The sequence below is a fragment of the Phytobacter sp. MRY16-398 genome, from assembly GCF_003925915.1.
GTDB lineage: Bacteria > Pseudomonadota > Gammaproteobacteria > Enterobacterales > Enterobacteriaceae > Phytobacter > Phytobacter diazotrophicus.
This window is the reverse complement of sequence record NZ_AP018756.1, coordinates 4695358-4710413: the sequence shown is the minus strand read 5'-3', so window position 1 is coordinate 4710413 and position 15056 is coordinate 4695358. Positions and strand designations below refer to the sequence as shown.

General features: G+C 54.2%; 10 protein-coding genes. 6 read left to right on the top strand and 4 right to left on the bottom strand.

All coding sequences use genetic code 11. The features are described 5' to 3' along the window. Positions 1-263 precede the first annotated feature (263 nt). From MRY16398_RS23055 to MRY16398_RS23035, 5 genes are all read left to right on the top strand, one after another. The gene (locus tag MRY16398_RS23055; RefSeq protein WP_125125249.1) at positions 264-1295 is read left to right on the top strand and encodes an alpha/beta hydrolase; all 1032 of its coding nucleotides are present in this window, start codon (positions 264-266) and stop codon (positions 1293-1295) included. Positions 1296-1539: 244 nt separating this feature from the next. Beyond that, complete coding sequence (locus tag MRY16398_RS23050) at positions 1540-1890, top strand: BPSL0067 family protein (protein ID WP_232034357.1); 351 nt, start codon at positions 1540-1542, stop codon at positions 1888-1890. A gap of 36 nt (positions 1891-1926) precedes the next feature. After that, positions 1927-2292 carry an STY0301 family protein gene (locus tag MRY16398_RS23045; RefSeq protein WP_110295581.1) on the top strand — a complete coding sequence of 122 codons (366 nt, stop codon included), beginning with the start codon at positions 1927-1929 and terminating at the stop codon, positions 2290-2292. A 93-nt stretch (positions 2293-2385) separates the two neighbouring features. Continuing rightward, positions 2386-2748, top strand: coding sequence for an STY0301 family protein (locus MRY16398_RS23040; RefSeq protein ID WP_110295582.1), 363 nt, complete (start codon positions 2386-2388; stop codon positions 2746-2748). Between the two features lie 88 nt (positions 2749-2836). Next, on the top strand, positions 2837-3202 hold the full coding sequence (locus MRY16398_RS23035; protein ID WP_108702370.1) for an STY0301 family protein: 366 nt from the start codon (positions 2837-2839) through the stop codon (positions 3200-3202). Positions 3203-3297: 95 nt separating this feature from the next. On the opposite strand, the gene MRY16398_RS23030 is transcribed toward MRY16398_RS23035, so the two are convergent. The 3 genes from MRY16398_RS23030 to MRY16398_RS23020 form a co-directional block, all read right to left on the bottom strand. Continuing rightward, positions 3298-6240, bottom strand: a complete 2943-nt coding sequence (locus MRY16398_RS23030) for a ligand-binding sensor domain-containing diguanylate cyclase (protein ID WP_125125248.1) — start codon at positions 6238-6240, stop codon at positions 3298-3300. Between the two features lie 405 nt (positions 6241-6645). Further along, positions 6646-7227 (bottom strand): histidine phosphatase family protein, encoded by a 582-nt coding sequence (locus tag MRY16398_RS23025; RefSeq protein ID WP_041852603.1) that lies wholly within the window; start codon positions 7225-7227, stop codon positions 6646-6648. A 265-nt stretch (positions 7228-7492) separates the two neighbouring features. Further along, positions 7493-8002 (bottom strand): hypothetical protein, encoded by a 510-nt coding sequence (locus tag MRY16398_RS23020; RefSeq protein ID WP_125125247.1) that lies wholly within the window; start codon positions 8000-8002, stop codon positions 7493-7495. Positions 8003-8492: 490 nt separating this feature from the next. Between MRY16398_RS23020 and MRY16398_RS23015 the strand changes: the two genes are divergently transcribed. After that, a complete protein-coding gene (locus MRY16398_RS23015; RefSeq protein WP_125125246.1) occupies positions 8493-12200 on the top strand; it encodes a tetratricopeptide repeat protein in 3708 nt (1235 codons plus the stop codon). A gap of 6 nt (positions 12201-12206) precedes the next feature. Here MRY16398_RS23015 and MRY16398_RS23010 read toward each other — a convergent pair whose 3' ends face one another. Further along, positions 12207-15044, bottom strand: a complete 2838-nt coding sequence (locus MRY16398_RS23010; RefSeq protein WP_125125245.1) for a DUF4062 domain-containing protein — start codon at positions 15042-15044, stop codon at positions 12207-12209. Positions 15045-15056: the final 12 nt, after the last annotated feature.

The following is a 15056-nucleotide window of genomic DNA, read 5'->3' as shown; positions in this document are numbered from 1 at the left end:
GCTGATCATATCAGTTAGAGGGTCTTAAGGGAGTCCTCAAATAACTTGCCACGTTCATGGCGAAATTTTAGCCCCGTGAAAGCATGGCGTTTGGTTCAGTATGCTACGCGCTTGCCGATGACATCACCCGCGCCAGAGATTTTGTGGTGCGAATCATCGGATTACTGCATCAATTACATCGACTTCTTGCGTTATTCATCGGTTAATTCGAATGATATCCTGCGTCAGGATCGGGAAAAATCCCCCTACACAAGAAGGACATTATGAAATCAACATCCCTTATTCTGGCGGGCTGTATGCTGTTATCGTCCGCTATTTCACAGGCGGTTGCCGCTGCCGATACCTTACCCGGATCAACCGAGGGCGCAAAGATAATGAAATTCACGCCGTCACAGGATCAGACCGATTTATTCAGCAACGTGATTTACTCGCAGGTCAAAGATGGCGTGGCGCTCAGGCAGCTCAGGATGTCGCTGTTGGTCCCGCGCAATAATGACCTGAAACCGGCCATTGTCTACTTCCCAGGCGGCGGTTTTATGACGGCCAATCACGATAAATACATCGCGATGCGTATGGCGCTGGCGAACGCAGGTTATGTGGTTGCCGCCGCGGAATACCGCGTAATTCCGGATAAATTCCCCGCGCCATTGGTCGACGGGAAAACGGCGGTACGTTACCTCAGAGCGCACGCCAAAGAGTACAACATCGATCCTGCCCGCATTGCCGTGTTGGGTGATTCCGCCGGGGGATGGCTGGCGCAAATGCTGGGAACGACCAACGGCGAAAAAGAGTATGACAAGGGGGATTACCCCGAGCAGTCATCTGACGTTCAGGGTGTGGCCACGATTTATGGCATCTCGAATTTGCTCAATATAGGCGAAGGTTTCCCGGAACAGATACAGCAGGTGCATCGCTCAGCGGCGGTGACCGAAGCGTTACTGGTCCACGGCGCGGCATTTCGCACCTTTGCCGGGGCAACCATCGACAGCGACCCGAAAAAAGCGCTTGCCGCAAGTCCGATGGGCCATATTACCGGCCATGAACCGCCGTTTTTGATTATGCACGGCAGTGCGGATACGCTGGTTTCTCCTCAGCAAAGCGCGCAGTTATATCAGGCGTTGAAAGCGAAAAAAGAGACCGTCGAGTATGTCCTGGTTGAGGGGGCGGAGCATGGCGATATTCACTGGTATCAGCCGCAGGTGATTGACCATGTTGTCGGCTGGTTTAAGCACACGTTAGGCGCGCCGACAAAACAGAACGCGCCCGCGAAAGCGGATAAAAAATCTAATTTGTAATCCCGTCATGGGGTGCTGAGCTTGCCATTAATAGCTCTTTATCAGGGGAGGGCAGGCTCAGAGTCTTCATTTCCAGCGGCCAATAATTACGGCGCGCTTTTCAAATAATCGGTTGATAAATATATAATACATACTCCAGCTAGCCAGGAATTTTCTTAATTTAAAATCCGCCCTTGTCCTCTATTTGCATATCTTTACATTAGATGCAGAATGTCATCACTCAACTTCTACGGGTGTTAACTCCATGGCATATATCGCAAAAACACCGTTAGCGTATGTCGGTCAGTCTGTAGGTAATGGTCAGTGTGTGGCGTACACACAAAAAGCGGCCAATATGCCGCGCACGGTAGCATGGAAACGGGGCGAATTAGTTAAAGGTAATATGACCATTGCGCCCGGTACGGCGATTGCCACGTTTGATGCGGATGGTCGCTATGGCAACCATACTGACGGACGTTCCCACGCCGCTATTTATCTTGGGCAGGATGCGTCGGGCATACAGGTGCTGGATCAGTGGGTGGGGCGAAATCGCGATAGCCAGGGACGTCTGGTTGTTGCTCCCAAACCAGTCAGCGAACGCACCTTAAATTTTTAAAAACGCCGCGCATTGAAAACAATGGAGATAACTATTATGTCGTGGAGTAATGCATTATTATTAAGCACCAGCATGTTTTTGTTTTCAGGTATTGCCCAGGCCGAAAAAATAAACTGCCCTGAGACGTTAAAGGAAAATAATAAGACATACTCAATGAATTACGTTAGTCTCTTTATGGGGCCTCCCGAAGAGAAAGCGGATTTAATGCCAGACACGCTTGATGCGTGGGTATGGACATTAAAAGATTATCAGGACTATGTGAAAGAACATAATACGTCTTTATTCCTGGTCTGCCGTTATAAAGGGACAGATAAAACCGTAACAATTAAAGTCCCTGCCGATGCAAAAAAATGCTCAGCCCACTATGGCAAGAAAGACGCTGTATTAGCGACCTGTGAGTGATCTTGGGCGTATACGGGAAAAACACTGTGGCGAGTATGCTAAAGTGCGCGGTTGTGTTCAGGGGATCTGCGATCTTTCAAGGAGTCTACAGCTATGCCATGGTGTAAGTTCTTTATGTCAGGAATAATATTATCGTTGTCTGTTGGCGCGGCTCAGGCAACAACGGTTTGTCCGCAATATCCAACGCAGCAAGATAAAACACACGCCTTAAACGATGCCAGTTTGTTCGTGGGGCCGCCTAAAGATTTAGTCGAACTGATGCCGGATAACGATCGGGAGACGGTATGGACGCTGCCTGATTATCAGGATGAGGCGAAAGAGCATAAAACGTCGCTCTATTTTATATGCCACTATAAGAACACGAAGCAGAGCGTCGAGTTGATTGTACCGGCCACGGCCAAAAAATGTTCCGTTGCCTATGATAAGAACCGTAAGCTTATAGCTGCTTGCGAATAACGTCTCTCTGCACAGGTATGGATTCGCGGTTTTTGTTCAGAAACCCGCTATCAATGTGCATTTCTGCTGAAAAATGGAAGTCGTTATTATGTCCAGACGTAAAGGGATAGTGTTAAACGTAGCGCTACTGTTTTCAGGTTTGGCAAGCGCTGAAAAAATGCAATGTCCTGATTTGCTGACAGTGAAGAATACCTCTTACAGGATGGATGACGTCAGCCTTTTTCAGGGGCCACCGGACAAGTTGGGAGAGTTAATGCCTGACACGCTGAATGATATGGTGTGGACGCTGCAAAATTATCAGGATTATGGCCGGGAAATGAACTTACCGCTCTATCTTGTTTGCCGTTATAAGGGGACGAAAAAAATACTGGAATTAAAAGTACCGGATACGGCAAAGAAATGTTCGGCATGGTTTGGGAATAATCAAAATGAATTTTATGCTTCTTGCGAATAGTCTTTCTGCATTGCAATTGTGCTTTCGCACAGCGTTATTCCCAATATGGAAATAACGCTGCCGGGTTTTCATTTGATGTTGAATACGCCATAACCCTAAATCTGAAAATGACCAGATGCGCTTTCTTCTTCGCCGGACCAGCAAACCACTTTGTTGCGGCCAGTCTGTTTGGCGATATACAGCGCGTGGTCGGCCTGCTTAATTAACGCGTTGCTGTCACTGGCAGAGGACGACTCCGCCAGGCCGAAGCTCGCCGTCACCTGCAGCCCTTCGGCGATATGCCGATAATCCGTCTGCGATAAGGTAACCCGCAGTGATTCGCAAATCGCCGTAGCCTGCGCTATCGGCATATGCGGAAACAACAGAGTGAACTCTTCACCGCCCCAACGGGCGCTCAGCCTGGCGTCCTGCTGTGTATTACGCAGCAGGTCCCCGATACTTTGCAGCACCTTATCGCCCACCACATGTGACCAACGGTCATTTATCTGCTTAAAGTGATCAATATCGAAGATTGCCAGCGTCAGCGGATAATCATGCGCACGGGCATCGTCGAAGCCGAGCATCAGTTGTTTATCAAAGACCCGGCGGTTTGCCAGCCCGGTCAACTGATCCTCTTTGGCCTGTCGTTCAAACTCCTCAGCCTGCTCCTGTAAGGCCAGCGTCTTGGCGGCAATCAGCGTGCGCAGGCGCTCTTCGTTACGGCGCGCCTGCCTCAGACGCCAGCGAAAGACCATGAACAGCGCCAACAGAAACAGCAGCACTAACAGCACCTGAAAGAGGGGCCGCTGCCAGAAAAACGGGTTAATGCGCAGGTTGATAACCGTGTCCGTGCCATTCCACTCGCCGTTGGGGTAACTGGCGGAAACGTTGAAGCGGTAGTTCCCCGGCGGCAGGTTGGTGTATTCCGCTGTCGTATTGTTTTCGCGATCGATCCACTGCGGGTCAAAACCCTCCAGACGGGTACGATAACGAATACGCTCCGGCAGAACATAGCCCAGCCCGGAATAGTTTATCCGGATGCGTGTTGTTCCGGCAGGAAAGGTATAGTCATTGTCGAGCGGCGTGGTGTTACTCTCAACCGACTCCACCACCGCAGCTAACCGTGTCTTGCTAAATTCCCCTAATCGTTCAGGGTGAACCATCACCGCACCGCGCGCGGTCGCCACCCAGATACCGCCATCACCGGCGCGCGTGGCGGCAGGCATTGAGCCGCCATTGGCCTGCGCGCTGATCATGCCGTCACTTTCACCGAACGTGGTTACGGCAATCTGCCGCTTAAGCCCCTCAATAACATCCACGGCTTCGGCTTTGCTTATCCTAATCATACCGCGGTTCGAGCTAAGCCACAGATACCCCATATTGTCGGGTATCACCTGGAACAGTTTGTCGATGGGCAGACCGTTTTTACGCCCCACCATACCGATTGCGCCATCGCTGCTCCGATAACGGAGCAAGCCCCGGTCGGTTGTCATCCACATATAGCCAGGTTCGCTGTAAAAGCCGAAGGCATATTCGGCATTCTCCATGGCGGAAATATCGATGTGCTCAAATTTTCCGTTATGAAAAACGGAGACCCCCACGCCAGTACCCACCCAAATGCGCTGCTGTTCATCTTCCTGCAGCGCCATAATAAAGCTGGCAGGAAGACCGTCATCTGCCGAGTAGGTATGGAGCGTGCCATCGGCGCGTAAGACGCTCAAACCGGAGGCGGTGCCGATCCACAGGTTCTGCTGGTGATCGGTGAGGATGGCGCGAACCTCGTTACCGGGCAGGCCATTAGATTGCTGTAATACCGGGGTTAATTGGCCATTTTTCCAGTGCAGCAGACCATCGGTATAAGTACCGACCCATACGCTGCCATCCGTGGCCTCGCCGAGGCTCAGTACCGATGGCTGCGTGTGTTGATTCCAGTTAATTTGTTCGACGCGCCCATTCCGAATGCGGTTCAGCCCGGTACTGGTGCCCACCAGGATACTGCCGTCCGAGTGCGTCATCACGGTACGAACATAGTCGCCGTTCAGGCCCTGGCGGGTGCTCACGGTGATAAACGGCGCGCGACGCAGGCGGATCAATCCCGAGTTAGTACCAATCCAGATACTTTGTTCCCGATCTTCCAGGATGCTTTGCACGCGGTTATGAACGATACCATTATCAATATTCAGGTGTTCCAGCCCTTGTGGACTGAGGCGGAATATGCCGTGGTTAATGGTGCCGAACCAGATATCTCCACGCTTATCCTGCATCATGGTTGAGACCACTTCGTTGGTAAGTTCCGGGTGCAGCGGCTGAAAATCTTCACCGACGCGCTTCCAGACGCCGGCTTCGGTACCCACAAGTAAAGTGTTATCGTCTGTTACCAGCAAACTAAAGGCGCGGACTTGCGGCAAACCGCTGGCTGGCGGCACCGGGGTCGCTTTATTGTCGATCACCTGATACAGGCCGTTGTCTGTTGCGGCCCAGATAGTGCCGTCCGCGTCTTCCACGCTTTTGTTGGCGGTGACGTTATCGAGAATATGCACATCCCGCGTTGCGCCGGTTTCATTGGCGGGGCGCATTAACAGGCCTTTTCCGGGCATGGTCACCCACAGATTACCTTTACTGTCGCGCATGGCGGAACCAATCATGGTCGGTGCCGCAGCATAGGGCGTCCAGATGCCATCTTTCCAGGAAGAGAGACCGCCGCGCGCGCCTGCAACCAGCAGGCTGCCGTCTGGCCCGGCGACAAACGCCAGCGTTCCGGAGTCGGGCATGGCGCTTTCGCCGCCGCGTTCGAAAACCTGGAAGGTTTTGCCGTTGTAGCGGGCGAACCCTTCCCAGGTGCCGAACCATAAATAACCTTCCCGGGTCTGTGCGATGGCGTTGATGCTATTGTGTGGCAGGCCGTCTTTTGTCGACCAGGTTTCAATAAAATATTCGCTTAATGCAATGTGTGGCTCATCTGCCAGTACCGGGCGGCAGAAAAAAAAGAGAAACCCAAAAAAGAAAAGGCGCAGGGTATCAGTGAAAGTATCGATATATTTATGCATTGCTCTGTGCATTAATTAACCACCCTGTCTTTACTGGTTACATTATGAATACAGATAAGACTCAACGCTAAAGTCGCAAAAGGGATTTTCTTTTTTTGCTTTATTTTTCGATATATTCCGGGTGTATATTTCGGTCGCTATTTTTCCTCGCGAAATTTTCGCTACCTTAAGCTAAATCAAACTTATAAACGTTTTGTTATTCGGCTCGGGAGACGGGCCATTTTTATGCGCTGATTTAAAGATAATGCGCTGTTGTATCCCGAATTGTCTTCTTGTTTTTGAATAGAATTATTAATAGCACTACTCTTCTGCTTTCGCGCATTTTTATCGCACTTTATTGTTCCTATAAAAGAAACGTTAGCATTTTAAAAGGAATAACGAGGTTATCCTTCTCCTCGCTATTTCCTTTCACACCGATTATTGCGCCGGGGCAGAACACTGGCTGGAGACGCCATCCAGCCCTTCGGTATCCCTGGTAAAAGATTTAAAATGCTGCTGTGCGTCAAGCTGAACCACATAAATCGAATCAAAGTCCGCCGACGGCCATGAAGGCACCTGCGACGCATCGCCACCCGTCTGGGTAATCAGCGTTTTTGCGGCGGTGACCAGATTTTTATGCTCCCAGGAAATAAACGTTAGCGGCTGGTTTTGCTGCGCCAGCAGTGCGGAAACCAGTTCGCTGGTGTCATCAGCATGGAAACGCAGCACCACCGGTTTGGATACCTGAATCGCCAGCGGCGTGATGGTGGTCAGCGGGCGCAACGAGCTGCCGGTTTTTTTCTCTTTCGGCGCTGAGGCATACAGCGCGTCCGGGTTACCGTAGCGCTTGAGCAGCACCGAGGGGAGACTCAGCGCCCGGTTTAACCCTTTGCAGGTAAGTTGCCCGCTGTTGTTGTCCGGTTTCTCGCCGTGACGAAAGAAGACGTAAGTGCTGTCAGCCGATGCGGCCAGGGGAGAGAGCAGTGCCGCGCTAAGTAACGCTACAAGCCAGCTTTTCATTGTGTTTTTCCCACGTGTCAGAGAGAGATTTTATCAGGGATAAAGACATGACATCCTTCCATTCCCTGCGCTGTAACATCGAATAACGTTGTCGAAGAATAGGGCGAGCCTGCGTGCTTCCCTGCCACCGACACGGGTCACAGGGAAGGCCATCATGCTACGCGCAGTCGCGCTCCGGCGAAACCCGCAATATTTCATTACCCATTGCCATTTTGTCACTAACGGTAAATATGCCTGATGCTCTCTCAGGCCAACAGACGGAGCCTCAGGGAAGTGTGGTGGCGTCTATCACCACCATTCCCAACGCGTTGGTCCGCTTTATTACCCGCAGGGTGCGACCAGAATAGAGATTGCCGGAGGGCTCGCAGATGCGGATCTCTTCATCAAGATCGCGGTCATAGACGCTGGCCCCGGAGCAGCTTCGTGAGCCGCCAGAGCTGTAGCGATAAGGGGCGGTATAGGTCGATTCAACGCCGGGCAGCAGCCAGGTGAGCGTGGTGAAGAGCGCGGAAAAAACGAACACCATCCCCAGGGCCATACCGCACCAGGCTTTGAGATATTCCGTTCGTGTGCTGATATTGGCGGCAAAGCGTTTTCGTAGGGCAAAACAGACGACAACCGTCATCGCAAGCGCGGTCATCACCATATATCGAAACGCCGCATGGGACAGGAAGGTGGGGCGATAAATCATGTTGCGCCAGGCGAAAAAGCCAAAAATCGCCGCCACAACGGCAATGGCGAGGGTCAACAAATACGGGTAAGAATACTTTTTCATCTGCGGCTTTCCCTGCGCGGCTGCCTTTATATTTTGTCATTGTCAGATAACAGCGGGCGGGTAACAATCCCTGTTTTCAGGAAGGCGCGTTTCGACCAGTTCTGGGGGGATGACGAACCCGGTCAGAAAGGGCAAAATGCCAGGCTGACAGCCCATCTTGTAGCGGTGACATTGGGGTCCAGATAAATACATGGATAAGTCAGATTGTTCAGAACGGGATTTATCCTCGTTAAGCGCTATCGCTTTATTGTCTCTGCATTCAAAAATACGCTCCCTTTTACATGCGCGTGGTGTTCTGCGTACCCAAAATCGCCCGCTGGGTGATGATGCGCGGTGGCGGGTGGCCAATATGGATCGGGTTTGGGTATCTCCACGCTGGAGAAAATTCTGGCATCCGAACGGGTCAATGATTCGGTGAAACGTCAGGCCCAGAACCTTATTCGTCGTTACGGATAAATATGTTACCGACCAACCACATGGAACAGCGCTAATGCCAACGTCAGCCAGTCAGCCTCGCCAGATTCGCCTGTTTTTGTCTTCCACCTTTCGGGATATGGAAAACGAGCGTCATGAATTACTGACCCGCGTTTTTCCCCTGTTTCGACAGCAGTGTCTTGAACGCCAGGTGGTATTTAGCGAGATTGACCTGCGCTGGGGGATTACCGAAGAGGATGCGCACAACGGCCAGACGGTGCAAATCTGCCTCGAAGAGATCGCCCGCTGCCGCGCGCTGGGCATTTCGCCGTTCTTTATTGGCTTTATCGGCGAACGTTACGGTTGGGTACCACAGCGTCACGATCTGGAAAATTACTGGCACCAGGCGGCGCAGGATGAAAACCCCTATGCCCGACGTATCGAAGCGGCGCTGGCGGAAGGTATCAGCGTGACCGAGCTGGAGATGCGCTTTGGGTTTATGGACGATGCGCAGGGGGTCAGCAGGCAGCGGGTCCAGCTCTATTTTCGCCATCCGGATTTAACGGCCTCTCTTGCCGGGAAAGCGTCGGCCACGTTCTATGAAAGCACAGAAGCTGCCCGCGGCAAGCTTGCGGCCCTGAAAAGGGCAATCAGAGAGACGCACGCGGAGTGCATCGGTGTTGATGGCTACCAGGCGATCAGCGAATTTGGTCAGCAGATCCTCGATTTCTTAACTGCCGAACTGGATACCCACTTCCCCCTTGATGAGGTGCCGAATGAGCGGCAACTCAGGTTACATGCGCAACAATGCTATGCGCTTTCCCGGCGCGAGAACTATGTGCCATTGCCGGCTTTTAAACAGCAGGTTGAGACATGGGCACAGGACATGCTTGCTGCCATGCTCCCAAATGGAGATCAGGCGCGCGATCCCCTGAACCGGCTGGCGCTGGTCGGCGATTCCGGGCGGGGGAAAAGTGCGTTTATGGCCGACCTGGTGGCCTCTGAAACCTTTAACACGGCGTTGGTGATCGCCCATTTCGTTGGCGCGGACGGCGATAACACGCCGGAAAGCTGGCGTGAGCGGGTGCTACAGGTGCTTACGCCTTATCTGCCCGCCACGCTTGACGTTCCCACCGAAGATGACGCGCGCTGGGCGGCGTTTGCGGAACTCGTGAGCGCCGCCCAGGTGCAGATGGGCAAGCCCATCATTCTGCTGCTGGATGCCATTAACCAGTTCTCCCCTCAGGAGGCGGGGATGCGCCGCCTCAATGGCCTGCGCTTCTTACCGGGCACATTGCTGGTGGTGACCTCAACGGAACCGCTACCGGACACGTGGCAGACGCTGGCTTTCCCGGAACTGACCGAAGCGCATCGCCGCGAGGCCATAACGTTATTTTTGCGCCAGTACAGTAAAAAGCTGCCGGAGACGTTAGTCGGGCAACTGGTTGCCGCGCCCGCCTGCGGTAACGCGCTGTTTTTGCGTCTGGTGATGGAAGAGTTACGCCTGCATGCGGATCACGACTCCCTGGCGGCACGGGTGAGCGCATTACTCACTTATGATGATGCGGGGCAACTGTTCCTGGCGCTGTTAAATGAAACCGACCGGGATTTTCGCGCTGAGGGATACTCCCTTGCCAGCCATGCGACGACGCTGATTGCCGCTTCCCGCGCAGGGGTATCACACAGTGATTTAGCCGTCCTGCTGGCACCGCATCTGCACCAGTCAGGCCTGAAAATGGCCGACCAGACCTTGCTGCGCTTGCTGGCGCGTATCGCGCCGTTTTGCCTGAACGAAGACGGCAGGTTGCGTATCACCCATACCATCTTTACCCAAACGCTGACCGCGCTGTCGCCGTTGATGTCCCCGTCCCGGCGGGCGCTGGTGGCCCGGTTTAATCAACGGGATGCGTTTTCGGTGGCCGAACGCACATACCAATGGATGGCGCTGGAAAATTATGAGCAACTGGTGGAGACCCTCGGGCATGTCGACGCTTTTTGCGCGTTACAGCAAAGCTACCCGGAGCTGGCCTCGCAGGCGATGCTCTCACTTGGCGCCGGGCGAAGCTCCCTTTCGCTGTTATTACATGCGCTGGTGGAAAATTGGAATGTCTGGCGCCCTGAGGTGGTGTTTACGCCCACAATGAACGCGGTAAGCGCCTGGTTTTTGCAACGCGGATTCTGGCAGATTGGTGTGCGCTGGAGTGAACTGGCGGCTGTTCTGGTACGCAAAGCCACGCCCGTTAACGTGATCAACACCATGGGGACGATCAATAGCCTGGCGCTTTTCTATCGCCTGCTTGGGCAGTATGACAAAGCGGAACCGCTGCTGCATGATGCGCTGGCAATGATGCGCAAGATGTTGCCCGCAGGGCACCCGGATATTGGCGTCGTGCTGAATAACCTGGCCGGAATTTACGGCGCACTGGGCCAGCCGGAAAAAGCAGAGCCGCTATTGCGCGAAGCACTGCAAGCGGTGAGCAACGAAAACAGTATCGATTTTGCCAACCTCGCCCAGAGTCTGGGGGAGTGTTATCAACAACTGGAAGAATATGAGCAGGCGGAGTCTTTACTGCGTAAATCGCTGGCGGTGAGAACGCGTCTGCAGGCCCGCGACAATCCCCATCTCATTGGCTTAAAGCGCAGCCTTGGCGGGCTCTATATGGAGCTTATGCGTTACGACGAAGCCGAACCTGTTTTGCTTGAAGTGCTGGCCTTGCGTAAGGCGGTTTTGCCGCCGGAACATCCCGATATCGCCACAAGTCTGAACGATTTGGGAGAACTCTATTATCGTCAGGGCGACGCCGATAAAGCCGAACCGCTGTTTACGCAGATGATGGACATCCGGCGTAAATCGTTATCATTGGGCCATCCTGACTTCATTGCCGGGCTGTTCTATATGGCGGAGTTATACCATTCTCTGGGGCGCCTTGAAGACGCCGCATCGCAACTGCGCGAAGCCATCCCTTTGCTTGAGCATCTGCCGGATAATCAGGCGGAGCTGCTATTTGCCCGACAATCGCTGGCAAACCTCTATATGGAAGACGATCGCCATGAAAAGGCGATCCCGCTGTATGAAGCGATGCTGACCACGCAGTCTGAACTGAGTCGGCCTGAAAGCCCGGTGATGTTACGGCTACTTGATGACCTCGGCATGCTCTACCTGGGCCAGGATCGTCTGGATGAGGCGGCCGCCTGCTGGGCGAAATGGCTCGCTGTACAGGAGGGTAAGCTCGCGCCGGAGAATGCAGGCAGGCTCAAGGTTATGCGTAATCTGGCCTGTACTTACAAAGCACAGCAGAAATATCAGGAAGCGAAAGCATTGCTGCTGCAAATTATGTCGCTTCGTGTTGAGCATGACCATGGTGACGTTGAGCTTAAGGTGCAGTCCGTGGCGGAGGCAGCAGAAATGCATTATTTTCTGGCCGAGTATGCGGCTGCGGAAACCTTGTACCGCACGCTCTTTACCATGGTGGAGCCGCAGTGGCTTGAAGCATCCCCGGAAAAAAATGCGCTGTTTCAATGGCTGGTGGCAAGAGGCGTGCTGGACAAAACGGGGCGCAAGGAACAATGGGGGCAGACGCCTGTCAGTATGGCGACCGCGTCATGGCAGACATCCTTAAAAGTCGACGTCTCAACATGGTCAACAGCGGCACAACCTGGAACGCCTGCGGAGCCGGTCTCCATGACAGATGAATCTCCGGCGGAACCTGCGAGCGCGCAAACAGAGGCAAAGCGTAGCGTGGGCGAAAAGCTACGCAGTGCCTGGAATAAGCTCGTTCACTAAGCGGGCTTACTCTGTCTGGCCGTGCTCGCCGGCCAGGCGGTAAAACAGATCGCGACTTTCCTCGAGTTTGCGTATCTCGGTTGCGTCGCTGCTGTAAATCGTTTCTACCGCGGCAATAGCGCGGTCATAGAGCCCGACGGCGCGGGCAAAGTTTTTTTCCACCAGATAAACGGTGGCAAGTTCCTGATAAAACGATGACAGCATAATTTGCCGCTGCGGTGTTGGCGGCATCTGTTCGATGAGTGCAACCGCTTCCTGCAGATGCTGTTCCGTTTCGGCGGTGTTGCCGCTTTGGGCCTTAATCTGCGCGATTTGCATGATAATGTTGGCCAGAACGGCAGGGTCCCGCGGGGGTTGCAGGGCCGCGACTTTTGCCTTCTGGTAAAGTTCCAGCGCCTGTTCACTCTTACCCGCCGCATTGAGTTGCTGCGCCATGTTAGACATGGTTACGGCCAGCATTTTCATGCCGGCTTCACCGGGGTTAAACAGATTTTCCAGCACCTGATCCATGGCCTCTTTTGCCAGTGCCGGGTTAGCGGTTTTTTGCGCCAGTACCGTGAGCGTATTGTAAAAGTGCGCTTTCAGCCCCGGCGGCGTTTTATCGTCCTCTACGGCAGGTTTAATCATCTCTGCCCACCGTGTCGCCGCCTTTTCCGCCCGGCTCTGACGTAACCAGGTGAAGATGGAGAGCGCGGCAGGCAGGTGGTTTTGCAGCACCGCCGGGTCCGGGGCGGTCCACGCAAATGTCTGTTCAAACCGGGGGTCAAGACGCCGTCCGTCGTAAATACCACTAAACTGCCAGACGGTGTGTAACAGGCCCGGATCCACCTCGTGCAAACGGATCACCGCCATCACCTCAGAGAGTTCGCGTATGACCGGATCGATCTCACCGAGCGACAGCCACTGCCAGGTGCGTTCCGCCAGCGCAAAGCCGCTGCTGTCCTGGATCTCCCCGAGAATACGTTCCCGGCAGCTTTCCATTTCATCATTGTCCTGTAGCGCCTGATAGAGCGTGTTATGCAATAACCGCAGGCGACCATCGCTGTTCTGACAATACGGGGCAAGCCGTGCCAGCAGCGGCACTAACTCGCTATCCGGGACTTTCAGCGAGGGGTAAATCGCCAGAATGCGGGACAGTTCGCCATGGGTCAGCCCCCGACGAGAGGCCGCAATGGCGCAGGCGGCGCGGGTCGCCAGTTTCGATGAGAAATCACGGTCGGACGCCGCTAATACGGAGGTAAACAACGCGCCAGGCCCGGCACAGGCCAGCAGCGTGGTCAGTCTCTCCGGCAGCGCTTCGTGTCGGGCATGCAGGCAAAGCTCTTCTAATACCAGGCGCATAAACAGCGGATTGTCGCAGGCGGGCGCGCTGATAAGCTGTCCGGTAAGCTCCCCGGACAAGGACTTGCTGACCAGGCTCAGGCTTGCCTGGCAAAGCGCTTCGCGCTCTTCCTGCGTCAGCGCCGGAAGCGAGCGGCATTTCCAGGTGAATTTTTGCTGCTCAAGGAATGACAGCACCTCTGGCGTGGCGGACAAGACCAGCAGCACGCGTGAAGGCCATTCAAGCTGTTGCAGGCGGTGAATCGCAAGCTCAGGTTTATCAAACTGGTTGATGGCATCCAGAATCAGAACCAGCGTCGCATTCTCGCGCTGACGGAAGCGTTGAACTCTTTCCATCACCTGCTGCCAGGCGTGATGGTCATCGGAGGCGGGCTCTGTGCTATCTCCCTCTTCGGCCAAAAACCAGAACAGCCGGTTACGCCAGTTGTCGAGCGTCGTGTCGCCATCCGCGCCAATATAGTGGCTGAATACACGATAGTTATCGTCCTGGCTCAGGAGCTCGCTAATTTCAAGCGGCACATAATCGTCGTCCCACGGCATCGGCGCCTGCCGGTTTTTCTCCCGCAGCGTGCTTTCTAAGTCGGCTAAAAAGGCGCTTTTACCCATCCCCGACGGGGCGGTAATCAGCCAGGGTTCCGGGGAAATGGCCATCCAGCCCTGGTTAAGCTCGCTGACTATCTGCTGGCGAAATGCTGTAAGCGGCACATAGGCCCGGCGACGCACGGCGGCGAACTGCGCGTGTTCATGGGTGCGCTGTTGCCAGCGATTGGGCATCTTTTCCGCCGGATACAGCGTATCGATGGCGCTGAGCAGGTAAGCTCTTACCGCCTCGCCGAATTGTTCCACGCTGTCATAGCCGTCGATAGCGATAGTCTGCGGAAAATGCTGACGCAGCCGTTGTTTCAGGGAAGCCAGTTGTGCTGTGCGCGTGCTATCCGGCGTGCCATCAGGCAGGCGATCAAACCAGACATCCTGCGGAGCGTTAGCGCTTGCCATGGTGGCAGTGAGGGCCGGATCGCGTAAAAACATCTGCACACGCGGCGTGCTGGCAGAAGAGAGGGGGGCGACATCCGGCGGAGGCGCCAGAAACGCAAAGCGAATTTCCAGCTCCGTGACGCTGATATTTTCTTTCAGTGCGTCACGGATCAGCCCGGCGTAGCGCTGGTCCGGTGATTGCTGCCAGTAGGCGGCCAGATCGTCAGCCTGCGGCACCCAGCCGTAGCGCTCGCCAAGGAAACCGATAAAGAAAGGAGGAATGCCAAGCGACCGACAGCGTTCAATCTCTTCAAGACAGATTTGCACCGTGCGGCCATTGTGGGCCGCCTCTTCGGTGATTCCCCAGCGCAGATCGATTTCGCTGAAATTGATCATCCGCTGATAGCAGATCTGGCGGATCTCCGGGAAGACGCGGGTCACCAGATAGTGGCGTTCTGCGTCCATATCCCGAAACGTGGAGGAGAGAAATACCCGGATTTCGCGCTGCGTGGTTGCCTGAGTCATCATGCCATTCCTTCG

Excerpts from the sequence above, each read along its gene's own strand:
- MRY16398_RS23055 (WP_125125249.1), top strand. The coding sequence starts at position 264 with ATGAAATCAACATCCCTTATTCTGGCGGGCTGTATGCTGTTATCGTCC.
- MRY16398_RS23050 (WP_232034357.1), top strand. The coding sequence starts at position 1,540 with ATGGCATATATCGCAAAAACACCGTTAGCGTATGTCGGTCAGTCTGTA.
- MRY16398_RS23045 (WP_110295581.1), top strand. The coding sequence starts at position 1,927 with ATGTCGTGGAGTAATGCATTATTATTAAGCACCAGCATGTTTTTGTTT.
- MRY16398_RS23040 (WP_110295582.1), top strand. The coding sequence starts at position 2,386 with ATGCCATGGTGTAAGTTCTTTATGTCAGGAATAATATTATCGTTGTCT.
- MRY16398_RS23035 (WP_108702370.1), top strand. The coding sequence starts at position 2,837 with ATGTCCAGACGTAAAGGGATAGTGTTAAACGTAGCGCTACTGTTTTCA.
- MRY16398_RS23030 (WP_125125248.1), bottom strand. The coding sequence starts at position 6,240 with ATGCACAGAGCAATGCATAAATATATCGATACTTTCACTGATACCCTG.
- MRY16398_RS23025 (WP_041852603.1), bottom strand. The coding sequence starts at position 7,227 with ATGAAAAGCTGGCTTGTAGCGTTACTTAGCGCGGCACTGCTCTCTCCC.
- MRY16398_RS23020 (WP_125125247.1), bottom strand. The coding sequence starts at position 8,002 with ATGAAAAAGTATTCTTACCCGTATTTGTTGACCCTCGCCATTGCCGTT.
- MRY16398_RS23015 (WP_125125246.1), top strand. The coding sequence starts at position 8,493 with ATGCCAACGTCAGCCAGTCAGCCTCGCCAGATTCGCCTGTTTTTGTCT.
- MRY16398_RS23010 (WP_125125245.1), bottom strand. The coding sequence starts at position 15,044 with ATGATGACTCAGGCAACCACGCAGCGCGAAATCCGGGTATTTCTCTCC.